This window comes from Clostridium acidisoli DSM 12555, from assembly GCF_900176305.1.
Classification (GTDB): Bacteria; Bacillota; Clostridia; order Clostridiales; family Clostridiaceae; genus Clostridium_I; species Clostridium_I acidisoli.
The window spans coordinates 99,620-123,028 of sequence record NZ_FWXH01000006.1; the positions used below are offsets into that span (position 1 = coordinate 99,620).

Below are 23,409 nucleotides of genomic sequence, written 5' to 3' on the forward strand. Positions count from 1 at the left end.
ATAGGAAGACAATCAGCATCATCAGCTAAATATATAATATTGACAAATAAAATTGCATTGAATAAAATTAAATTGAAAACAATTTAAACTTAATCGATGCAATTTAGTGTTTTGAAATAAGATTAGGAAAGTGAAGAGGGGGATATTATGCTGATTGTTTTAGATATTTTAGTCATTGCAGTGGCAGTTGAACATATTTTTATAATGCTGCTTGAAATGTTTTTTATTAAATCATCAATTGCTAAAAGAACTTTTAATATAGATAGTAGACTTCTTGATAGAAAAGAAGTAGGAGTTATGTTTGCAAATCAAGGATTATATAATGGCTTTTTAGCTGCAGGATTATTTTGGAGCTTTTTTATGCCAGAAGCAATGTCAACTCAATTAAGATTTTTCTTTTTAGGATGTGTAATTATTGCTGCTATATATGGAGCAATTACCTCTAATAAAAAGATTCTTATAAAGCAAGGTGGCTTAGCGATATTAGCAATGATTCTATTAATAGCAATTTGAAGGGTAAAAAGGTAAAATTATAGATTAATTCTTTCAATAAAACCTACACTTATATTTTTTGAGCACTTGTTTTTATATTGTTTAATCTGTAAAATTATAATATCGGTGTAATAAAAAGTAAAGTAATGAATCTAAGTATTATAAAAACATTAATAGAGAGGTTAATTATGGCAGAAATTTATCAAGTAGACTCTTTTACAACTGAACGGTTTAGGGGCAATCCTGCAGCAATATGTGTGTTAAACAAATTTCCTGATCCTAAGATTATGCTTAATATGGCTAGAGAAATGAATTTGTCTGAGACGGCATTTGTTGTTAGGAATAACAATGAATTTTCACTTAGGTGGTTCACACCTACATTTGAAATAGATCTATGCGGACATGCCACTTTAGCTGCAGCACACATTCTATGGACAGAAGGATTTTGGCAAAAAGATAAGCCTATTATATTTAATACACTAAGTGGAAAACTTGTTATTAAATTAATAAATGGTTGTATACAAATGGATTTTCCAGTAATAGATTATCATGAGATAACTGAAGTACCAAATTCATTAATTGAAGGCTTAGGAGGAATAACACCTACCTTTACTGCTAAATCAGGAAAAAACTACTTAATTGAAGTTGCTACTGAGGAAGAAGTGAGAGGAATGCATACTGACACTTCTAAGCTATTAGAATGTAAAATGCAGGGAGTGATAGTAACAGCAAAAGGGTCAGATAAGTACGATTTTGTATCAAGATTTTTTACGCCTGAGGTTAGTGTTCCAGAAGATCCAGTAACAGGTTCAGCACATTGTACTTTAGCTCCCTTTTGGAGAGACAGACTTGGAGGCACTAAATTCAAAGCGTATCAATGTTCTGAGCGTGGAGGAGAACTTGATTTAGAATTACTTAGTAATAGGGTATTGATAAGCGGAAATGCAGTTACAATTTTTAAAGGAACTACACTTAAAGAACTTTAAGTACTTTTTGTAAATCTATTTAATCTCCGTCTATAAAAAAATGAAAAAATCCCAAAAATGTGGTAATATATATTAAAACAACAAGTGTCTGCATAAAATAAACAAATTATTAACGGGCATTTTGAAGGGGGACATTTTAAGTGGAAAAAAAAGAGTTATCACGGGGGCTAAAAGCACGTCATATTGAATTGATTGCTTTAGGTGGTACAATTGGAGTAGGTTTGTTCATGGGGTCAGCTAGTACGATCAAATGGGCTGGGCCATCGGTGTTGCTAGCTTATGGAGTAGCTGGCATTGCTATGTATATAATTATGAGGATAATGGGAGAAATGCTTTACCTTGAACCAATTTCAGGTTCTTTTGCAAATTATGCACGAAAATACATATCGCCTTGGGCTGGATATATGACAGCATGGTGTTATTGGTTTATGTGGATAGCTGTTGGCATGTCAGAAATTACAGCCATAGGAATTTATATGCATTATTGGTTTCCAGCCCTACCAGCTTGGATTCCTGCACTTATTGGTGTCATTATACTAGCTGCTGCTAATATGGCTTCAGTTAAGTTTTATGGTGAATTTGAATTTTGGTTTTCAATTATTAAAGTTGTAACAATTATAGCTATGCTAATAATCGGATTTGGTCTTATTTTCTTTGGTATTGGAAACCGGGGCACAGCTATTGGCCTAAGAAATCTTACGGCGCATGGCGGCTTCTTTGCGGGTGGCTGGAAAGGTTGGCTATTTGCGTTATGTATGGTAACAGCATCATATCAAGGGGTAGAACTTATAGGTATCACAGCTGGTGAGGCAGAAGACCCCCAAAATACATTGAGAAAAGCAACTAAAAACATAATTTGGCGTATATTGATATTTTATGTTGGCGCCATATTTGTAATTGTAACAATTTATCCATGGAATCAAATAGGTATGCTTGGAAGTCCGTTTGTGCTGACTTTTTCTAAGATAGGGATTGCTGCTGCTGCGGGTATAATAAATTTCGTAGTACTTACAGCTGCAATGTCTGGTTGTAATAGTGGAATTTATAGCTGTGGTCGTATGCTTTATACATTGTCAATAAATGGTCAAGCACCTAAATTCTTAGGAAAATTAAATAAAGATGATGTGCCAGCCAATGCGATTAAAACAACACTAATTTGTTTACTTATAGGTGTAGTATTAAACTATATTTTCCCAAATTCTAAGTTATTTGTTTATATCTACAGTGCTAGTGTTCTTCCAGGTATGGTTCCTTGGATTGTTTTATGTATTAGTCAAATAAAATTTAGGAAAGAACATGAAAAGGAAATGGCGGTGCATCCTTTTAGATCAAAGCTTTTTCCATATGCAAATTATGTTGTAGTGGGATATCTTTGCTTAGTTTTAATTGGTATGTGTGTTAATGCTGAAACACGGATGTCTTTATTGATTGGGGCTGTATTCTGTGGTGTTGTTACCATTGGGTATTTTGCTTTTTGTATATACAAAGGGAATGACATAAAGGACGAGAATGAAGAATTGGTAGATTAATAAAATAAGAGCAGCTGTATAAACAGCTGTTTTTTTTGAATTTAAGAATAAGTCTGCTTTAATTAAGTAGTCATACGTTCTATTAAATTTACAGGCAGTACATTTTCTATATTTACTTGTTTTTTCTCAATTTGGTTTATTAAGATTTCAATAGCCAATTTACCCATATATTCAATAGGTTGCTTTATTGTTGTAAGGGTAGGGACAACTAGGGAAGCAATACTAATATCGTCATAACCTACTATTTTTAAATCTTCAGTTATCTTTTTGCCAAGATAATTAGCAACATTAATAATTGAAGCAGCTATTATGTCACTACTGGCAAATATTCCGTCTATGTCAGGATGATCTTGAAATAATTTAAACACAATTTTTTTATATCCTTCAAAGGTATCTAATTTTCCTTCAATAACAACAGCTTCAATATTGTTTTCTTTTGTTATATCAATGAACGCTTGGTATCGTTTATTCGCAGGAGTATTTATTTCTAAAGGACCACTTATATGTGCCAATTTTTTGCATCCCTTATTTATTAATAGATTGGTAGCTAAAACTCCACCATGATAATTGTCAGATGTAATAAATGGAATTTTATCTGATAAGTTTCTATCAATGGCTACAATAGGCAAATCAGCATTAATATATTCAGAAGTTTCTAAAGAATGGCTTCCCATTATGATACCATCTACTTGATTTCTTCTTAACATTTCTATATAGTCTTTTTCTTTCATACTATCTTGGTAAGAGTTACATAGTAAAATTTTATATCCTTCTTTATAAGCATAATATTCAATATAATTACTTAATTCAGCAAAAAAAGGATGAGATACATCAGGAATTATAAGACCTAAAATATTTGATTTTTTCCTGAATAAAGATCTGGCTAATTCATTAGGTTTATAATCAAGTACATCCATGGCAGCATGGACTTTTTTTCTTGTAGTATCACTTATATATCCTCTATTATTTAAAACTCTAGATACAGTAGTAACTGTAACTCCAGCCATTTTAGCAACATCTTTAATTGTTGACATAAAAACACCCTTTACAAACATATATTTTATTAATATCAATTATTATGATACACTAATGAAGTTTTTTACACAATAATAAATAAGTAGCTATTCATTTTGAATAACTACTTATTTGTTAAATGTTGTATGTTGATAAATCTCCATTATCATTTATATATTCAATAACCGATGCATTTGTTTGAAGATTTATTTTTAAGGTGCAGAATTTTTTATCTTTTTCACAGGAAAGAATTACTTCATCATCCTTAGAAGCTACAACAGAGAAATTGCCATTAAAGGCTGGATATTCATTTCTAAATCTTATAAGTTTTAGAAGTCTTTGAACAACTTCTCTTTGTAATGCTTGCTCAATTTCTTTAGGTGTAAAGTTGTGCCTATTTATTTCACGACCTTCTCCAGTGAGTTTTACATTCTCTTCATCATTTTTTCCTGCTAGTAAGCCTACATAGTATACTTGAGGGATACCAGGTGTGAAAAATTGAATTGCCCTTGCAGCAATATATGCATCATCATCGCAGTTTAAAACGGAATAATAAGCACATCTTATTTGATGAACGTCAAAGCCATCATGAGACTTATGCCTATCAGAATAAATAAGACTTAAATTTGCGCCTCTATCTACACAGGTCTGTACCAAAGCTTTAGCAGCTTTAGTGTCTATTAAGTCATCTAAGTCGGGCTTAACAGGAATACCATCGTGACAATCTAGCATAGTAAATTGTTTATTAGGTCTAACCTTTAAATATTTGCAAAGCTCTGAGCTGGATTTGTTTATTAGTGTATCAAGAATTTTATATGGAAGTATAAAATCATATATCCAGTTTCCGTGCTCAGATAATTTAAATTGAGTTTTATAATGTGCATGAACTTCAGGAAGCAGTTCAAGACCTAAAGAACTAGCTAGTTCAGTAATCCAATCTATAAATTTATAAATTTCTGGCTCAACAAAGAAGCAGCTAGTGCCTAATTTTTTTATTATATATCCAACAGCATCTAATCTGACTATTTTAACGTTTTGTTTTTTAAAATTTATAAGAAAATCTCTCAATAATTCCTTAACTTTTGGAGAGTTTATATCGAAATCTATTTGTTCTGATGGATTTTCTTTTCCAAAAGTGGTCCATACGGTTTTCTTTTCACCAGTTTCACTTATAGTAAAAGTTGAATAGGGCTGTGTTCTACGCAAGAACATCTTAGAAATATCTTCTTGAACGGGCTTGCCATCACTCCAAAGTTTGTCTAATGTAAGAAAAAGGTCAGCATATTCTGATTTTTCCCCGTATTTTAAAAAGTCTTGAAAGAATAGGGACTTTATGGAAATATGATTTACCATTAAATCTAATAGAACATCAAAGTTTTCACCAATACGTTTAATGTCTTCAAAGGTGCCAAATTTAGGATCAATTTCAAAGTAAGTTAAAGGTGCAAAACCTCTGTCACCTGAAGAAGGAAATGGAGGAAGTATATGAACACCGCCTTTAAATATGTCGGAAAAATATTTTAAAAGTATTTCGTTAAGAGTTTTTAAATCTCCACCAAGAGAATCTGGATAAGTGATAAGTTGTACTTGATTTTTAATTGCCATTTTAAAAGCCTCCTTGATTTATATATTATAAATGTTCTTTATATCTTCAATAGTTGGCAAATTTGCAATAGCACCTACACATTTTAATTTGAAGGCACTTACGCCAAACCCAAGGTTCAAAGCTTCCTTTAGGGTATATCCTTTAACTATTCCAGTATAAAATCCTGACCAAAATGCATCACCAGCCCCTGTAGTATCAACTATTTCTGTTGCAAGAGTTTTAAAGGTAATAGTTTCGATGCCATTTGTAACTATAGCACCGTCCTTACCAAGAGTCATTATTACAAGTTTTGCACCTAAATCAATAAATTTTTGAACTTGATTTTTAGGGGTATCTGTTCCAAAGATTCTTTCAGCATCAACTTCAGAAGGCTTAATTATATCAACCTTGCTTATAATATTTTTAATGTATTCTATTCCAGCATGTCCAGATTCCCAAATCATATCATGATAATTAGGATCAAAGCCTATTAGAATATTATTTTTTCTAGCCACTTCAATTACTTTTTCAATAGTATTTCTAGAACTCTTTTGGGATATAGGCCAGCAAGAAAAATGGACAATTTTAGAATCCTTCAATGCTAAATCAATTGTGGAATTGTATTTTAAGTTGTAATCTGCACCACGGTAAAATATTGGTACAGGTGTTGTTTTACTTTTGGTAACAAGTACCATGCTTGTAGAGGAGTCAACTCTACTGATGTAACTAGTATCAATATTATTTTCTTTTAGATGTCCGATTAAGAAATCTCCAAGACCATCCTTACCTACGCAAGCTGCAATAGTGGAATTTCCACCTAATCTTTTTATATTCATAGTAATATTAGCAGGGGAACCTCCAAAGTGTTTAGAATAGTTTCTGCAACTAAAATTATCGCCATAGTCAGTAGATATCATATCTATTAATAATTCACCTATTGTGAATACGTCAATATGTTTATTTTTAAAATTTAAAGTATCATTAAAGTAGAACATTTATTTCCTCCCAGGTATATATTGTTAAGTTCGTTAAAATTTTAATTAAAATTAGTTTATATTTTTAGTATAAATAGTTTTAATATCTATGTCAACCGATTAACATATAAAATTGAAATAGTTTTCATTGTCTTTATATAAATGCTAAGTAATTAATGAATATGTCATCCGTTTGACATATAAATGTAATCGTTATATAATGTTTGTAAAATACTATCTATAAAGAAAGAGGGAATAGGGAGTGAAAGTAAAAGAAATTATTGATAGAGTTATAAATAGGTTTGGTGGTATCAAATTTGAACAAACTTGCGATATGCTCATAAATGGTAGTTTTGATACAGAAGTAACAGGTGTTGTAACTACTTTTATGGCAACTGTAGATGTAATAAAGCAAGCTATTGATTGTGGAGCAAACTTTATTATTACCCATGAACCAACCTATTACACAGGAATGGATAATACAGAATGGATAAAAGATGACCCAATATATTTAGAGAAGAAAAAAATTCTTGATGAACACGGTATAGCTGTTTGGAGGTTTCATGATCATATGCATGCAGCACCTTTTGATTTGATTTATGAAGGATTTTTAAATGAAATTGGTTGGAAGGATTATTTAATAAAAGGTTTACAATTTCCACATTGTTATGAAATACCAGAGATGTCTTTAAAAGAGTTATCAGAATTTTTCAAAGAAAAACTAGAGATGGATGTTATACAAATTGTTGGATCACCAGATACTAGGTGTAAAAGAGTAGGACTTTTAGTTGGTGGAGGAAGCTTAGGACTTGGAGTAGAAGAAATGCCTATGATTCTAATGAAGGAGCAAAATTTAGATGTTATTATATGTGGTGACATTACAGAATGGACTTTATGTCCTTATATTCGAGATGCTGCGGCGCTAGGCATGAATAAAGCTATGCTTGTATTGGGACATGAGCGTAGTGAGGAAGCAGGTATGAAGCATATGGCTGTATGGCTAGAACCAATGCTAGAAGGAACAACTGTACATTTTATAGATGCAAAAGAACCCTTTATATATTTGTAAACTTAAGTAAATTATTTTTTATAAGCGGAGGAAGGATTATGTCATACGAAGGCAAGGTTTTGAAGGAATTATTACCAATGCTAGAAAACAACATAAAATTTGATTTAAATAAGGACTTAGAAATGGTGAGGAATCTTAAAGCTCCTTCTATAGAAAAGTCTGACAAGGTACTTACAACAACTTGTACCATTAAGGGTCCAGGATCAGAGCTATTGCTTAAAGTCTATGAACCTAAAATTAGACAAAATGAAAAGCTACCTGCAGTGTTTTGGATTCATGGTGGGGGTTATGTAATGGGTCATCCTGATGGAGATGATGCTTTATGTGAGTGTTTTACTGAGAAAATTAAGTGCATTGTAGTTTCAATTGATTACAGATTAGCACCAGAGCATAAATATCCGGCAGCAATAGAAGATTGTTATGCTGGGCTTAAGTGGACAGTTAGCAAGGCAGAAGAATTAAAAATAGATACTTCAAGAATCGCAATTGCAGGAGCTAGTGCAGGGGGCGGCTTAACAGCAGCACTTGCTTTAATGGTTCGTGATAGAGGTGAAATAAAGGTTGCATTTCAGGCACCTTTGTACCCAATGCTAGATGATAGAAATGTAACTCCATCAAGCCATGAAATAAATGAAAAAAATTTACCGAAAGCATGGAATAGGGAAGCCAATGAGATTGCATGGAAAATGTATTTAGGAAGTAATATTTCAGGTGAAACTTCTTATTATGCTGCTCCGGCTAGAGCAAAGGATTTGACTGGGCTTCCTCCTGCATATATATTTATAGGACAACTGGACCCATTTAGAGATGAAACCCTAGAGTATGTTACTCGATTGGTTCAAGCTGGCATACCAGTGGAATTCCATCTATATCCAGGATGTTTTCACGGTTTTGATTCTATTTTTAACAACACTGAAATTAGCAGGCAAGCTAGAAGTGAATATATAAATGCTATATCAAAGGCATTAAACAAATAAGGGGGATAAAATAATGGCTTTTTTACAAATAAATTTTTATTCAAAGGCACTAAAAAAACTTGTTAATTTTAATGCGGTGATACCAGTAGATGCTGTAGGTATACCCGGAATAATGGGGGATGCTTCTGAAAAACAGATGAAAGCACTTTATCTTTTACATGGTTACTCAGGCAGCCATCATGATTGGATTTCTGGAAGCAAAATTCAGGAATTGTCTATAAAGCATAACATTGCAGTGTTTATGCCATCAGGAGAAAATAGCTTTTATCTAGATGATACTGATAAAGGTGAGTTATACGCCGAATATGTTGGAAATGAACTTGTTGAATTCACACGAAAGATGTTTCAGCTATCTGATAAAAGAGAAGATACCTTCATAGGAGGATTATCTATGGGTGGATATGGTGCAATTAGGAATGGACTAAAATATGCAGGTACCTTTAGCCGAATTATTGCATTATCTTCAGCACTAATAACATATAATATTGCAGGTATAAAAGAGGACTATAAAGATCCTGTTGCAGACTACAAATATTATACTAGGATTTTTGGAGACTTAGATAAACTTATTGGAAGCGATAAAGATCCAGAAGCTATTGCATTTAATTTAAAGGAAAAAGGCGTCTACATTCCTAAAATATATATGGCTTGTGGAACAGAAGATTTCTTAATAAATGAAAATAGAAAGTACCATAACTTTTTAGTTTCACAGAAAATAGATCATACGTATGTAGAAGCACCAGGAATTCATAACTGGGATTTTTGGAATGAATATATAGAAAAAGCACTTGACTGGGCAGATTAGGAGTTGATAGTTGTGGGTAAAATAAATAAAATTTTTCCAAAAGGCAGGAAAAAGGCATTTACACTAAGTTATGATGATGGAATCACTCAAGATAAAAGGCTTATTAAAATATTCAATAAATATAAATTAAAAGCAACCTTCAATCTAAATTCAGGACTGCAAAACGAAGCAGGAAGTTTTGTATTAAATGATTTACTTATAAAAAGGATGGATAGAGAGGAAATACTTGGCCTATACAAAGGACATGAAATTTCTAATCACGGACTAAACCACCTCTCACTAACATCTATACCAAAGGAAATTATAATTGAGGAGATTCTTCAGGATAGGAAAAATCATGAAAAAATGTTTGGAAATCTTGTGAGGGGAATGGCTTATCCTTATGGAACTTACAATAAAACAGTTTTAGAAGTGTTAGGGATACTCGGAATAGCTTATTCAAGAACAGTAAACGATAGTGGTAATTTTGATTTACCTTTAAACTATTTAGAATGGAACCCTACTGTGCATCATAATGATCCATACTTAATGGATACAGCTGAAAGGTTTATTAAGGAAGAATTTAATGGGTTAGGACTTTTCTATTTATGGGGACATAGCTATGAATTTGATTTAGATAATAATTGGGATGTTATGGAAAGATTTTGCAAGTATATAAGCAATAGAGATGATATTTGGTATGCAACAAACATTGAAATAGTAGATTATCTTGATGCTTTAGATAGACTAATTTATTCAACTGATTTAACCCTTGTGAATAATCCGTCCTCAATCTCAACGTGGGTGGAATACAATGGAATCCCAGTGGAGATAAAAGCAGGAGAGACCAAAAGATTATGCTAGTTACAAAAAACTAGATATTTTATACAGATAAAGTAGAGACTGTTGCGCTAATTTTTTAGTGCAGCAGTCTCTTTTATTAATATAAAAAATGATTTATGTAAACGGTTGACATACCGTGGAAAAGAGTATACAATATAAATATGTAAACGGTTGATATAGTCATACGGTAATTGAAATCGTTTTGTAGAATAAGTTAGATGGATGCAAATTTTGAAGCACTTATAATAAAAGATAGGATGTGATGAATATAGCAAAATAATTTAAAATATTACTTCTTTTGGCATTACATAATAAGTGGCAGAAAAATCGGTGTAATAGAACTAATCAAATATTTTAAACAAATACAATTTATGATAAAAAGTAAACAATTGAAGAGGGGAGAAATAAAATGGATACAAAAAAATATTTAAAAACATGGCAATACTTTAGTTTTGGTGCAGGCAATGCGGGGTTGGGATTAATTAATAATTTTGTTGTTAGCTTTATTATATTATATATTACAAATTGCTATTTAAACTTAAACGTTGCAATTATTGGTACATTAATGTTAGTTGTAAGAGTATTTGATGGAGTGATAGATATTATATTTGGTAGCATCATGGATCGTTGTCATAGTAAATTGGGAAAGGCGAAACCTTGGCTGCTTAGAGGCGCAATACCATATGGAATATTCGGAATTATGTTGTTTTTCATTCCAAGTACAGGAGGATTTATATCTTACGCGTATTTCTTTATATTTTATTTATTGTCTAATGGGGTTTGTTATTCCATCGTTAATTTATCATATAGTGCAATGGTTGCTTTAATTACTAAAAATGATACGGAAAGAGTAAATATTAACATGATCTCATTTGCCTTGGTAATGGTTGCTAATATGGGACTTAATGGTGGAACACTTGGAATAATTCATGCATTGGGAAATACAGCACAAGCATGGCGTATCACAATGATAGGTTTTACAATTTTGGGAATGGTATGCATATTAATTAGTGGTGCATTTGTAAAAGAAGTACCATTAAAGCAAGAGTTAGATGATAATGGAGAACTAAAGAAAACTGAGACGTTACCATTTAGAACAACCATTAAGTTAGCACTTAAGAATCCATTTGTAAAGAAGGTATTTGGACTCTATGTTGTAAATAGCTTGTTTTTAGCAGTTAGCACATCTTTGCTGTTATATTATTGTAATATTAACCTAAAAAACATTAACTTATTTTCTTCTTTGAGCATTCTTTCCTTATTAGCATCAATGCCAGGACTTTTCATAGCACCAATTTTAGTAAAGAAATTAGGTACTTTTAAATGTAATCTGGTATTAGGCATAATTACAATGATTATGACAATAATATGTATACCAATAGGAATAATGCAGAACCCAATCGTGTTTGGAATAATATTCTGTTTGCGCTTTGTTCCATATGGTGGACTTTGTGCAAGTACAGCACCAATTGCTCCAAATGTTGTACAATATTCATATAAGCAGACAGGTGAACATTTGGAAGGAATTATTTTTGCAAGTGTATCACTTGGCTATAAAATTGCAAGTGGTATTTCTGCTGCTTTACCAGGGTGGCTACTAGCTTGTATTGGATATTCAGCAACTAAAACAGTTCAGTCTTCTAATACTGTAAGTGGAATGGCAATTTGCTTTTATGCAGTTCCCCTTATTGCCATTGTACTTCTAGTGATTTTCTTTTCTAAAATGAATGTAGAAAAAGCATTAGAAGAAGTGGAAAGTAACTCATAAATATGTCGTAAGAAAGACTTTGAAATTCTTTTCTAAACAGCAATTAGGAAAAGAAAATCGACTATCAAACAATACAGGTTCTATTGAATTACAGCGTTTATAGCTGATTCAATAAGACCTGTATTGTTTGCTGTAGTTTATTTTACGGTTATAAGCTTTGAAAGATAGCAGCAGGTTATATATAATATAATAGTAGGTATATTTAAATTAGATAGGAGGAATTGATTTGCCTATTGAAAAAATTAAGCAGCCTGATTATATTAACATTGATTATTGGCTCAGATTAAAAGCGTATAGTGGAAATTGTGAATTTGCATATGATTGGTATCAAGATATTGATTCATTAGAGTTAATTGATGGCAAAGGTAAGGCAGTTCCTTATACTTTAAAACGGTTAAGAAATATGTATGATTATCTTGATAAACATGGGGAATTGTATTTTATAGAAAAAAAGATAAACGGTAATTATATTCCAGTTGGAGATGTTACGTTTTGGAAAGATGATATTCCCATTGTAATTTCCAAGGAATATAGAAATCAGGGTATAGGTAAAAAAGTAATTCAATGTTTAATTGAAAGAGCAAAGAAACTCACTTATAAACAAATTGGTGTAAGAGAAATCTATAATTATAACATAGGATCACAAAAATTATTTCTAGGCTGTGGTTTTAAAATGGGAGCTTTAACAGAAAATGGAGCTAGTTACACACTTCACATAAAATAATCCCAAAACAATTTATGTTATTTTTGTTTTATGGAGAATTTTACACATGGGCTAATAGTTAAATTCAAATTGTTCCTAGGAAACATATATAGATTATTATTTATTATTTTCGGCATAAAACTTTAGGGCTTCTCCAATAAATTTAGATGCACCCTCTCCGTATTTTTTATCTGTTGCTTTTATAAATCCAGGCCTTGATAGATAAAAATTTGCCATATATCCTAAATAATTTTTGCCCTCATCTACTTTTAAAGCTTCATGTGTTTTTTGAGTTTCAGTTGCTATTTCAGAAACAATTTTTTGAATTTCTTCTGAAGCAGGGTCTTTGCTTAAATTAGAGCTAAGTTTTATGTATAGTTTTTGTATTTTAGGTTCATAATCTCCTAAATGAATTTTTAGAGCTTTTCCAATAAATTTAGATGCACCTTCTCCATATTTTTTATCAATTTCTTCTAACCAAGATACATCATGTCCGCCATGTTTCTTAGGAACTTTGTCCATTCCTTTAGGAAATGTTAAACAAAATTGAACCATATTATACCAATAGTAATTTCCTAATTCATCTTTAAAAACATCATAATCTCTTTTAGCTACATCAGTTATTTTACCTGAAATTTGTTGGATTTCTTTTGAGGCGGGATCTTTACTTAAGTCAGCTGTAAGTTTTTTATAGAGCTCTTTTAATTTGGGATGCCTATCATAAAGGCAATCTTCTTTGAATTTATCAATTTGTTCTGATTTAACTATTGCATCGCTATTCAAATTTTTCTTCAAGGCTTCAGTAAATTTTTTTATACTTCCATAACGCTTTATAGCATCTTTAGCAATTTCAGCTTCTTTAGATCTGCATTTTCCCATGAATTCATTATAGTTATCTACACTACCATAGATTTTAATTACTTTATCCTTATTTTCATTCTTAAAGCTTTCTAATACATTATAATATTCAGTCATATCAAATTCTTTAAAACTCATTGTATTCGCTCCCTCTATAGTTTTATTTATAAGCTCAATCAAGTTATTCAATCTATCTCGTTTTAAAATGATTAGCTTTTTATGACTTTCTAGTGCTTTCATCTTATTAAAGTTTGGGCTAGTTATGATTTCTTTAATTTCTTTTAGTGGTAAATCAAGTTCTTTAAAAAACAAAATCTGCTGCAAAGTTTCAAGAGCCTCATCATCATAAATCCTGTAGCCTGCTTCTGTTAATTTGGTCGGTTTTAATAATCCAATTTTGTCATAATGATGCAGCATACGCACACTTACTCCAGTTAAATCCGAAACTTGTTTTACTGTTCTCATAAATTTACCTCCATAGCTTTCATTTTAGAACTATCAATAACGCCCAACAATCTGACGGCTACGAGTTTTAGTTTACGTTCAAACTCTATTTTTATAATACACTATGACATTATGTTAGAGTCAACACTTTAAAAAATAATTATAAAACTATTAGTTAGATAGTATAAATATGTAGTATATGCTATACTGATTTATATTAATTTTCAATTTAAGGGAGAGATTTTATGATTTGTAAAAAAATAGCATATAATTAAGATTAAAGATAGCTTGTTAATTATTTTTCTTATTTTTATTCTTTCTATAATGATGATTACAGTTACACAAAAAACTAGGATTTCAAGCCTAACATTCGATATTTTAATTATTTTATGTATAGTAATGTTTGCATTGATAATAATTTTCTCAGTAATTAAGTTAATTAATAAAAAATAAGAGGTATTAAATAAATTATTAATTAATATTTAATTAATATTAAATATTAATTAATAATAAGTATTGACTATATGAGTTCAATATGGTATTATTTACTTACATTAAAGAAAGCAAAAGTATTATTGATGAAACTTATATTTTTAAAATTGATAGGAGGATAAATATGAAAAAATTATTTAAGTGTAGTGTATGTGGATATGTAAGTGAAGGGGATGTTGCTCCAGAAAAATGTCCTAAATGTGGTGCTGGTGCGGATAAGTTTGAAGAGTTAAGCAGCGAAGCTACTGAAAAAATATATCGTTCAGATAGGACAAATGCCATCCATATGGAGATTATAACTTTGGCTGAAAAGATAATAGTTCTTAGCAAAGAAGGTATAGAAGACAATTTGGACCCTAAATGTTTAGCAGCATTTAAACAAGCAAAAGATGAGGCATGGACTATAAAGCAAAGATCAAAAACTGAACTTGCAGGACATATGAACTTAGGCAAATGGTAAAATACAGAATAAAATTATTATATATTAGATAATAAGAATATAGGAAACCTTACAGAGGTGATTATTGTGAATGTTAACTTACAAAAAAAATATAAATTATTTATTAATGGAGAATGGAAAGATGCTTCAGATGGAGCAACATTGAAAAGTTACAATCCAGCTAATGGTGAATTTTTAACTGAGATTGCAGATGCTACAGAAAAAGATGTAAATGATGCAGTAAATGCTGCAAGAAGAGCTTTTGAGACATGGAGTAAAACTACACCTGCCGAAAGAGCAGTTATATTAAACAAAATAGCAGATGTTATTGCTGAAAATGCAGAATATCTAGCTACAGTAGAAACTATGGATAATGGAAAACCAATCAGAGAAACATCAGGAGCGGATATCCCATTAGCTTTAGATCATTTTAGATATTTTGCAGGTGTTATTCGCGCGGATGAAGGTTCTGCGTCCATGGTTGATGGAAATACTTTAAATATAATATTGAGAGAGCCAATTGGAGTTGTAGGTCAAATAGTTCCTTGGAATTTTCCGTTTTTAATGGCAGCTTGGAAGCTAGCTCCAGTATTAGCAGCTGGAGATGTTTCAGTTTTTAAACCATCAAGTACAACTTCATTAAGTGTTTTAGAACTTATGAGATTGATACAAGATATTATTCCTAAAGGTGTAATTAATGTAATTACAGGAAAAGGATCAAAGAGCGGAGAATATTTACAACATAATGTGGGTATTGATAAACTAGCGTTTACAGGATCTACAGAAGTTGGCAGAAAAATTGGAATTGCTGCAGCTGAGCGTATTATACCTGCTACTTTAGAACTTGGAGGAAAATCTGCAAACATTTTCTTCAGTGATGCAAATATGGATATTGCATTAGAAGGTATACAGTTAGGTATTTTATTTAATCAAGGACAAGTTTGTTCTGCAGGTTCTAGGATATTTGTACAAGAAGATTTCTATGATGAATTTATGGAAAAAGCAATTGCTGCATTTGAAAAAGTTAAAGTTGGAAATCCACTAGATTCTAATACTCAAATGGGGGCACAAGTTAGTGAAGCTCAACTTAAAAAGATTCTTAAATATATAGAGATAGGTAAACAAGAAGGAGCTAAAGTAGCTACTGGTGGTGAAAGATTTATTGAAGGTGATGCTAAGAATGGATACTTTATGAAACCTACGTTACTTACAGATGTTACTAATGACATGAGAGTAGCAAGAGAAGAAATCTTTGGACCAGTTGGAGTTGTCATTAAATTTAAGACAGAGGAAGAAGTTATTGCTATGGCAAATGACAGTGACTATGGTCTAGGTGGTGGAGTATTTACTACTAATTTAAATCGTGCGATAAGAGTAGCTAAAGGAATAAGAACTGGACGTATATGGGTTAATACTTATAACACATTTCCTGCTGGTGCAACATTTGGTGGATACAAGGAATCTGGAATAGGTAGAGAAACTCATAAGGTTATATTAGATGCTTATACTGAAAAGAAAAATATTATAGTTAATTTATCTGAAACTCCTAGCGGAATGTATGAAAAATTAATTTAGAAAATATAATAAAATGGCCTTCTATAGATAACTATAGAAGGCCATTTTATTATAATATTGTTAGTCTACATCTTTTCCAATAGAACGATTGTACAGATACGTTTCGATTTCTTCTAGTGATTTTCCTTTAGTTTCATAAAGAATGTATTTTGCAAATAGAAAACCTATAACGCATATTGCGGCAAAACCAAAGAAGATTACAGATAAGCCTACTGTATCAAGTAATACTGGGAAAAATAGTGCAACTAAAATGTTACCAAACCAGTTGACTGTTGATGCAATACCAGTAGCAAGTCCTCGAACATTACTTGGAAATAATTCTCCAACTACAATCCAAGTAGTAGCAGCCCAGGAGTATGCATAAAAGATAACATATAAGCAAATAAAGAAAAATACAGCCCATGTTGCCCATGCATGATTTGATTTGGCAGCAGGATAAATTAAACCAACCAATAACAGAGATGCACCCATTCCAATAGATCCAGTCATAAATAGGGTACGACGTTTAAATTTATCCACAACTAGCAAGGTTATAATCGTTGCTAACACAAAGACAACACCAATGCCGACAGTACTAACAACTCCTCCAATTGCTGATCCAAAAACTTTGGCTAGAATTTGTGAGGAGTAATAAAAAATTGTATTTGCTCCTTGAATTTGTTGTAATAGCGTTAAAAGGCAACCTGCAATTACAGCGGGGAGAGCTTGTTTTGAAAATAAATCCTTAAATGAGCCAGAATCAGAATGTTTTGAATTAACAATTTCATTATATTCATTTTCAGCTTCTTCAGGGGAACGTAATGTTCGTAACACTTGTAGTGCCAATTCCTTTTTACCAATTCTAACTAAGAATCTTGGTGATTCTGGTAAAATGAAGGTTCCAAACAGCAACACCATAGCTGGTACCATGGCACCACCAAGCATCCAGCGCCAGCCTTCAAATACATGTACAAATGCATAATTTATACCATATGCAAAAAGCATTCCTACAGTTATCATTAACTGATTTAAACCGGATATCTTACCGCGTGTTTCAGCAGGACTAATTTCTCCCATATACATTGGAACCAAGGCAGAGGCTCCACCTACAGCTGCACCTAAAATAATACGGGCGATAATCAAGAGGCTTACACTAGTAGAAAAGGCAGATCCTAAAGCACCAATTGCAAATACAATGGCACTCCACATAATCATTTTACGACGACCAAAACGATCTGCTAATGAAGCCATTAGTGAAGCACCAATCATAGCTCCCACAAATAATCCAGAAGTAATGAAACCTTCTATCCAAGAAGTAATATGCCACGTTGTACCAATTCCAGGTAGAGCACCATTAATTATTCCGATGTCATACCCAAACATAAATCCTCCAAAAGCTCCGAAAAAGTAAATTAATGTTGGAGATATATTTTTCTTCATTTTAATCTTCCCCCTTAATTATTAAGTTAGATTAGATAATCTACTGCCGCTTGTTCAATAGGAATTCCATTTTTATAACGATGGATAAATTGCTCAAAGCCATCAACATCTTTTGGATCAGGCTTTACTTCTTCAGCTACATAACCAGCAAAAACATTTTTTGATAAAAATTCTGCTAAAGTGGAACTAGTTTCCCTGTTTTTCAGATAACCAGCTAATAGTGCAATTCCCCATGCACCGCCTTCACCTGCAGTTTTCATGACAGATACTGGTGTATTTACTGCCGCGGCAAGTGCTTCTTGTCCTACAATAGGTGTCTTAAATAATCCACCATGACCAAGTAATTTATCAAGCTTCACATTTTCATCCTTTAAGAGAATGTCCATTCCAATTTTTAATGCCCCTAAAGAGGTAAAGAGATGCGCTCGCATAAAGTTTGGTAGAGTAAAATTACTTTTTGGCTTTCGTACAACTATAGGTCTACCTTCAGAAACCCCTGTGATGTTTTCACCAGCAAAATAGTTATAAGCAAGAATTCCTCCACAATCAGGATCACCTAGAAGCGCTTGACTGTATAGTCCCATGTAAAGAAGATCCCTTGGAATGTTGACATTTATAGCTTCAGCAAATTGCTGAAAGATATTCACCCAGGCGTCTACATCAGAATAACCATTGTTTGCATGAGCCATGCCCACTAAATCTCCAGAAGGTGTCGTTACAAGATCAATCTCTGTATGAACCTTAGCAAGAGGTTTCTCAAGGACGACCATTGCAAAAATGGATGTACCTGCTGATACATTTCCTGTTCGTGGTGCAACTGAATTTGTTGCAACCATACCTGTACCTGCATCTCCTTCAGGTGGACATATAGGAATTCCAGCTTGAAGATTTCCACTAACATCAAGCTTTTTTGCTCCTTCTGCAGTCAAAATACCAGCATTTTCTCCAGCTAGCAAGACTTTTGGTAAAAGTTTTTCTACATCTAACGAATGTAGAGAAACTTCTGGTAACTGATTGAATAGTCCTAACATGTTTGCATCGTAATTGTGTGTATTCACATCAATTGGAAACATTCCTGATGCATCACCAATTCCTAAAACCTTTTCATCTGTTAATTGCCAATGAATATAACCAGCTAAAGTAGTAAGAAAATCAAGTTTTTCAATATGAGGTTCATTATTGAGAATAGCTTGATATAAATGAGCTATGCTCCATCTTTGAGGAATGTTGAATTGAAATAAATCTGTTAACTTTTTTGATGCTTCTTCTGTCATGGTATTACGCCAAGTTCTAAATGGAACAAGAAGATTTCCCTGTTTATCAAATGCCATATATCCATGCATCATTGCTGAAAAACCAATAGAACCAATTTTTGAAATTGTGACACCATATTGTTCTTTTACCTCAGCAAAAAGTTTTTGATAACTGTATTGTAAACCTCTCCAGATTTCTTCTAGGGAATAGGTCCAAATCCCATCTTCTAGACTTGTCTCCCATTCAAAGTTGCCACTAGCTAGTGGAAGAAAATCACTTCCAACAAGAACTGCTTTAATTCTAGTAGAACCAAACTCTATGCCTAGTGATGTTTCGCCGTTTTGAATCTCTTCTACTATTTTCTGTTTTATAGACAATAGAAAAACCTCCTCTAAAAATAATTGTAAACGATTTAGTGACAGACGATATTTTATGAAAGCGATTACTTATATAAATTATAGTAATATTTATATGGATAAATGTCAACATAATTTTTTTTTGTACGTATAAATTTTAAAATAGAAAAGAAGAAACCCTTGTATTTAAGCAAGGGTTCGGTAAAAAATTATTTTATTTTAGAAGTTGAGTTTCTAATAATAAGTTCAGGATCATAAAGAATAGAATCATTATCTTCAAAATGATTATTGTTATTGATTAAATTAATAATTAAGTTAGCTGCATCTTTACCCATTTGTTCTTTAGGATGGGTTACAGAAGTTAAGGTTGGCTGCATTATTGATGCAAGCTGTGAATCGTCAAAGCCAACTATTGATAACTCTTCAGGAATTTTTATATTGAGTTTGTTTGCAATTGTTAATACAATATAAGCTATTTCATCATTGTAACAAAAAATACCTGTTGGTCGTTTTTCGGATATTAAGGTATTTTCTATTTTAGAGGGTAATGATGAAGATATTTCCTCAGTTAGATAAGTTAAAATTTGTCCAGTTGAGGGTGGAATATTATTGTCCTGACATTCTGATATAAATCCGTTCATTCTATTTATACCTTGCGAATCGTCAACTTTAAAAACTCCCATTAGCTTTTTGTGACCCAAGGATATTAGGTGATTTGTTGCCAGTTTACCTCCTTTAAAGTCATCTACACAGAGACTAGGTGTATTAATTTCAGGATAAGAGGCGTTTATTGTAACAATTGGAATATTGTTAGACATTATGTTGTTTAGATACCTAATATTTTGACTTTTGTACGCACTTTTAGTAGGTTCTACAATAAGTCCATCTATCTTATGTGCTAACAAATTTTTTAAGTTGCTATTTTCAAACATAACATTGTTATTAGTTGAAGACAGCAAAAGGGAGTAAGATTCAGAATAAAGCGTCTCTTCCATCCCCCTAATTATATCAGGAAAAATGTAATTAGAGATATGAGTTGTTAGCACGGCTACATTCTTAGCATTCTTAAGAATTTCAGTGTTCTCTCTCCAATCAGAAATATACATACCGCTTCCTTGTATACTATATACATATTGTTTAGATGTAAGATCACTTATAGCTTTTCTTATAGTGTGCCTACTTACATTAAACATTTTTATAAGTTCTGATTCAGTTGGTATTTTTTCATGAGGTTTATATTTGCCTGTAAGAGTCCAGCTTATAATACTTTCCTCTACTTCTTCGTATTTGTGTTTCATTTTTTCTCCTATAAAATAAATAAATTTTTACAAGTATTATATCAAAAATGCGTGTAATATACAACAATTTGAACTTAAATTAGTACGTATAAATTTAATAAATGTATTGACATTTGTAATTATAAATTTTATACTTGTCTTATGAAAGCGATTAAATATAAAAAGGGAGGTCATTAAAATGGCAGATACTAATGAAATTAGTTATAGAAATCAAACATTTTTGTAAACGATTAATTGTAGATGCTTTTAGAGAACTGATATGACATAAACTTACATGACTATTTTTGTCGCTGAGAAAACAATATAATGAAACATCTTAAGGTAATAAAGGAAATTGCTTTGAAAGAGGGTGAAATTCATGTTAGAAGCTTTAAAGAAGAAGGTATTAGAAGCAAATTTAATGCTTCCTAAGTACAACTTAGTCACATTCACGTGGGGAAATGTAAGCGGGATTGACAGAGAAAAGGGACTTGTAGTAATAAAACCTAGTGGTGTTAAGTACACTGAAATGAAAGCAGAAGATATGGTTGTATTAGATTTGGAGGGAAATGTCGTAGAAGGAGATTTAAATCCATCTAGTGACACACCAACTCATTTAGTACTGTATAAATCATTTAAAAATATTAAAGGAATTGTGCATACTCATTCACCTTGGGCTGTATCCTTTGCTCAAGCAGGTATAAATATACCAGCAGCGGGTACCACTCAAGGAGATTATTTCTACGGAGATATTCCCGTAACTAGAAAAATGACGGTTGAAGAAATTACTGGAGAATATGAGAAAGAAACAGGCAAAGTTATTGTTGAAACTTTTGTTAATAACAATATTAATCCAGATTATGTTCCAGGGGTTTTAGTGAATGATCATGGACCATTTACTTGGGGGAAGGATCCTGAAAATGCGGTGCATAATTCAGTTGTGTTAGAAGAAGTTGCAAAAATGACTTATCACACATTACAGCTAAATCCAGAAAATATTAGAATGGATAAATGCTTACTTGACAAACATTTTTATCGAAAGCACGGAGCAAATTCATATTATGGACAAAATAAAAAATAATAAAGGGGAGATATATTATGTTAAAAAATAATAAAATGGAATTTTGGTTTGTAGTAGGAAGTCAAGATTTATACGGAGAAGAAGCTTTAGCACAGGTTAAACATGATTCAAAGATAATTGCAGATGAGTTAAATGAAAGTGCAAATTTACCTTATAAAATAGTTTTTAAATCTTTAGCAACATCTGCTGATGAAATAAAAAATATAATGAAAGAAGTAAACTACAGAGATGAAGTAGCTGGAGTTGTAACTTGGATGCATACATTTTCACCTGCCAAAATGTGGATTGCAGGAACAAAACTTTTACAAAAACCATTGCTACATTTAGCAACTCAGTTCAATGAGAATATTCCTTGGAAGACCATAGACATGGATTATATGAATTTACACCAAAGTGCTCATGGAGATAGAGAATATGGTTTTATAAATTCAAGGCTTAAGAAAAACAACAAAATCATCGTAGGATATTGGAAAGATAAAGCTATTCAAAAAGAAATTTCTGACTGGATGAAGGTAGCAGCTGGCTGCATTGCTAGTGAAATCATAAAAGTAGCACGTTTTGGAGATAATATGCGTAATGTTGCAGTTACAGAAGGTGACAAAATAGAAGCTCAGATAAAGTTTGGATGGACAGTGGATTACTTTGGAATAGGCGATTTAGTTGCTGAAATGAATAAAGTGTCAGAGAATGACATAGATAAAGTATATAAAGAATTTAAGGAACTATATATTTTAGACCCAGGTGAAAATGATCCAGCATTTTATGAAAAACAAGTTAAAGAACAAATTAAAATTGAAATAGCCCTAAGAAATTTCTTGGATAAAGGAAATTATAATGCATTTACTACAAATTTTGAAGACCTTTATGGCATGAAACAATTACCTGGACTCGCAGTTCAACGTTTGAATGCTGAAGGATATGGTTTTGCAGGTGAAGGTGATTGGAAAACTGCAGCTTTAGATAGATTGTTAAAGGTCATGACAAACAATAGTAAGACAGGCTTTATGGAAGATTACACATATGAACTTAGTTCAGGAAATGAAAAAATATTAGGAGCTCATATGTTAGAGGTAGACCCAACTTTTGCTTCTGATAAACCAAAGGTTGTTGTTAAGCCTTTAGGAATTGGAGATCGTGAAGATCCAGCCCGTTTAATATTTAATGGTGAAACTGGAAAAGGTGTTGCAGTATCAATGCTTGATTTGGGAACTCATTATCGTGTAATAATAAATGAACTTACAGCTGTAAAACCAGACGATGATATGCCAAATTTGCCAGTTGCTAAAATGGTATGGAAGCCAGAACCAAACTTCCTAGATGGAGTTAAAGCTTGGATTCATGCAGGTGGAGGACATCACACAGTTGTTTCATTAGATTTAACAGTAGAACAAATTTACGATTGGAGCCGTATGGTGGGCTTAGAAGCCATAATAATTGATAAAGATACTAAATTAAGAGACATAATTATACAAACAACAAAATAACTATTT

General features: G+C 32.0%; 20 protein-coding genes. 13 read left to right on the forward strand and 7 right to left on the reverse strand.

What is annotated here, in order from left to right; genetic code table 11:
- Window positions 1–147 precede the first annotated feature (147 nt).
- The 3 genes from B8978_RS10145 (at window position 148) to B8978_RS10155 (ending at window position 3,007) form a co-directional block, all read left to right on the forward strand.
- Complete coding sequence (locus tag B8978_RS10145) at window positions 148–513, forward strand: DUF1304 domain-containing protein (RefSeq protein WP_084115787.1); 366 nt, start codon at window positions 148–150, stop codon at window positions 511–513.
- 167 nt (window positions 514–680) lie between these two features.
- Window positions 681–1,478 (forward strand): PhzF family phenazine biosynthesis protein, encoded by a 798-nt coding sequence (locus B8978_RS10150; RefSeq protein WP_084115789.1) that lies wholly within the window; start codon window positions 681–683, stop codon window positions 1,476–1,478.
- A 140-nt stretch (window positions 1,479–1,618) separates the two neighbouring features.
- Window positions 1,619–3,007: an amino acid permease gene (locus B8978_RS10155; protein WP_084115791.1), complete on the forward strand. Its 1,389-nt coding sequence runs from the start codon at window positions 1,619–1,621 to the stop codon at window positions 3,005–3,007.
- A gap of 62 nt (window positions 3,008–3,069) precedes the next feature.
- Here B8978_RS10155 and B8978_RS10160 read toward each other — a convergent pair whose 3' ends face one another.
- From B8978_RS10160 to B8978_RS10170, 3 genes are all read right to left on the reverse strand, one after another.
- On the reverse strand, window positions 3,070–4,041 hold the full coding sequence (locus tag B8978_RS10160; protein ID WP_084115793.1) for a LacI family DNA-binding transcriptional regulator: 972 nt from the start codon (window positions 4,039–4,041) through the stop codon (window positions 3,070–3,072).
- Window positions 4,042–4,156: 115 nt separating this feature from the next.
- The gene (gene gtfA / locus B8978_RS10165; RefSeq protein ID WP_084115795.1) at window positions 4,157–5,626 is read right to left on the reverse strand and encodes a sucrose phosphorylase; all 1,470 of its coding nucleotides are present in this window, start codon (window positions 5,624–5,626) and stop codon (window positions 4,157–4,159) included.
- Window positions 5,627–5,644: 18 nt separating this feature from the next.
- Entirely contained in the window at window positions 5,645–6,601 is a 957-nt protein-coding gene (locus B8978_RS10170) for a carbohydrate kinase family protein (RefSeq protein WP_084115797.1), read from the reverse strand.
- A 241-nt stretch (window positions 6,602–6,842) separates the two neighbouring features.
- On the opposite strand from B8978_RS10170, the gene B8978_RS10175 reads away from it, so the two are divergent.
- The 6 genes from B8978_RS10175 to B8978_RS10200 all read left to right on the forward strand — a co-directional run bounded on the left by B8978_RS10175 (window position 6,843) and on the right by B8978_RS10200 (window position 12,745).
- Complete coding sequence (locus B8978_RS10175) at window positions 6,843–7,649, forward strand: Nif3-like dinuclear metal center hexameric protein (RefSeq protein ID WP_084115799.1); 807 nt, start codon at window positions 6,843–6,845, stop codon at window positions 7,647–7,649.
- A 38-nt stretch (window positions 7,650–7,687) separates the two neighbouring features.
- Window positions 7,688–8,626, forward strand: coding sequence for an alpha/beta hydrolase (locus B8978_RS10180; protein WP_084115801.1), 939 nt, complete (start codon window positions 7,688–7,690; stop codon window positions 8,624–8,626).
- Between the two features lie 13 nt (window positions 8,627–8,639).
- Window positions 8,640–9,431, forward strand: coding sequence for an alpha/beta hydrolase (locus B8978_RS10185; protein ID WP_084115803.1), 792 nt, complete (start codon window positions 8,640–8,642; stop codon window positions 9,429–9,431).
- Between the two features lie 12 nt (window positions 9,432–9,443).
- The gene (locus B8978_RS10190; protein ID WP_084115805.1) at window positions 9,444–10,274 is read left to right on the forward strand and encodes a polysaccharide deacetylase family protein; all 831 of its coding nucleotides are present in this window, start codon (window positions 9,444–9,446) and stop codon (window positions 10,272–10,274) included.
- Between the two features lie 388 nt (window positions 10,275–10,662).
- A complete protein-coding gene (locus B8978_RS10195; RefSeq protein ID WP_084115807.1) occupies window positions 10,663–12,021 on the forward strand; it encodes an MFS transporter in 1,359 nt (452 codons plus the stop codon).
- A 226-nt stretch (window positions 12,022–12,247) separates the two neighbouring features.
- Window positions 12,248–12,745 carry a GNAT family N-acetyltransferase gene (locus tag B8978_RS10200; protein WP_084115809.1) on the forward strand — a complete coding sequence of 166 codons (498 nt, stop codon included), beginning with the start codon at window positions 12,248–12,250 and terminating at the stop codon, window positions 12,743–12,745.
- Window positions 12,746–12,841: 96 nt separating this feature from the next.
- Here the strand turns inward: B8978_RS10200 and B8978_RS10205 are convergent, their stop codons facing one another.
- The gene (locus B8978_RS10205) at window positions 12,842–14,047 is read right to left on the reverse strand and encodes a MerR family transcriptional regulator (RefSeq protein WP_084115811.1); all 1,206 of its coding nucleotides are present in this window, start codon (window positions 14,045–14,047) and stop codon (window positions 12,842–12,844) included.
- A 595-nt stretch (window positions 14,048–14,642) separates the two neighbouring features.
- On the opposite strand from B8978_RS10205, the gene B8978_RS10210 reads away from it, so the two are divergent.
- Both B8978_RS10210 and B8978_RS10215 read left to right on the forward strand, forming a co-directional pair.
- The gene (locus B8978_RS10210; RefSeq protein WP_084115813.1) at window positions 14,643–14,978 is read left to right on the forward strand and encodes a rubredoxin-like domain-containing protein; all 336 of its coding nucleotides are present in this window, start codon (window positions 14,643–14,645) and stop codon (window positions 14,976–14,978) included.
- A gap of 57 nt (window positions 14,979–15,035) precedes the next feature.
- Window positions 15,036–16,532, forward strand: coding sequence for an aldehyde dehydrogenase family protein (locus tag B8978_RS10215; RefSeq protein ID WP_423236718.1), 1,497 nt, complete (start codon window positions 15,036–15,038; stop codon window positions 16,530–16,532).
- Window positions 16,533–16,592: 60 nt separating this feature from the next.
- On the opposite strand, the gene B8978_RS10220 is transcribed toward B8978_RS10215, so the two are convergent.
- From B8978_RS10220 to B8978_RS10230, 3 genes are all read right to left on the reverse strand, one after another.
- A complete protein-coding gene (locus tag B8978_RS10220) occupies window positions 16,593–17,951 on the reverse strand; it encodes a sugar porter family MFS transporter (RefSeq protein ID WP_084115815.1) in 1,359 nt (452 codons plus the stop codon).
- A gap of 26 nt (window positions 17,952–17,977) precedes the next feature.
- Complete coding sequence (locus B8978_RS10225) at window positions 17,978–19,582, reverse strand: xylulokinase (protein WP_084115817.1); 1,605 nt, start codon at window positions 19,580–19,582, stop codon at window positions 17,978–17,980.
- 188 nt (window positions 19,583–19,770) lie between these two features.
- Window positions 19,771–20,859, reverse strand: a complete 1,089-nt coding sequence (locus tag B8978_RS10230; protein WP_084115819.1) for a GntR family transcriptional regulator — start codon at window positions 20,857–20,859, stop codon at window positions 19,771–19,773.
- Between the two features lie 358 nt (window positions 20,860–21,217).
- Here B8978_RS10230 and araD point away from each other — a divergent pair, with 358 nt between their 5' ends.
- Together araD and araA are read left to right on the forward strand one after the other, a co-directional pair.
- Window positions 21,218–21,919, forward strand: coding sequence for an L-ribulose-5-phosphate 4-epimerase (gene araD, locus B8978_RS10235; RefSeq protein WP_084115821.1), 702 nt, complete (start codon window positions 21,218–21,220; stop codon window positions 21,917–21,919).
- A gap of 17 nt (window positions 21,920–21,936) precedes the next feature.
- Window positions 21,937–23,403 (forward strand): L-arabinose isomerase, encoded by a 1,467-nt coding sequence (gene araA / locus B8978_RS10240; RefSeq protein ID WP_084115823.1) that lies wholly within the window; start codon window positions 21,937–21,939, stop codon window positions 23,401–23,403.
- Window positions 23,404–23,409 lie beyond the last annotated feature (6 nt).

Coding starts and splice junctions, on each gene's coding strand:
- B8978_RS10145 (WP_084115787.1), top strand. CDS start 148: ATGCTGATTGTTTTAGATATTTTAGTCATTGCAGTGGCAGTTGAACAT.
- B8978_RS10150 (WP_084115789.1), top strand. CDS start 681: ATGGCAGAAATTTATCAAGTAGACTCTTTTACAACTGAACGGTTTAGG.
- B8978_RS10160 (WP_084115793.1), bottom strand. CDS start 4,041: ATGTCAACAATTAAAGATGTTGCTAAAATGGCTGGAGTTACAGTTACT.
- gtfA (WP_084115795.1), bottom strand. CDS start 5,626: ATGGCAATTAAAAATCAAGTACAACTTATCACTTATCCAGATTCTCTT.
- B8978_RS10170 (WP_084115797.1), bottom strand. CDS start 6,601: ATGTTCTACTTTAATGATACTTTAAATTTTAAAAATAAACATATTGAC.
- B8978_RS10180 (WP_084115801.1), top strand. CDS start 7,688: ATGTCATACGAAGGCAAGGTTTTGAAGGAATTATTACCAATGCTAGAA.
- B8978_RS10185 (WP_084115803.1), top strand. CDS start 8,640: ATGGCTTTTTTACAAATAAATTTTTATTCAAAGGCACTAAAAAAACTT.
- B8978_RS10195 (WP_084115807.1), top strand. CDS start 10,663: ATGGATACAAAAAAATATTTAAAAACATGGCAATACTTTAGTTTTGGT.
- B8978_RS10205 (WP_084115811.1), bottom strand. CDS start 14,047: ATGAGAACAGTAAAACAAGTTTCGGATTTAACTGGAGTAAGTGTGCGT.
- B8978_RS10210 (WP_084115813.1), top strand. CDS start 14,643: ATGAAAAAATTATTTAAGTGTAGTGTATGTGGATATGTAAGTGAAGGG.
- B8978_RS10220 (WP_084115815.1), bottom strand. CDS start 17,951: ATGAAGAAAAATATATCTCCAACATTAATTTACTTTTTCGGAGCTTTT.
- B8978_RS10230 (WP_084115819.1), bottom strand. CDS start 20,859: ATGAAACACAAATACGAAGAAGTAGAGGAAAGTATTATAAGCTGGACT.
- araD (WP_084115821.1), top strand. CDS start 21,218: ATGTTAGAAGCTTTAAAGAAGAAGGTATTAGAAGCAAATTTAATGCTT.
- araA (WP_084115823.1), top strand. CDS start 21,937: ATGTTAAAAAATAATAAAATGGAATTTTGGTTTGTAGTAGGAAGTCAA.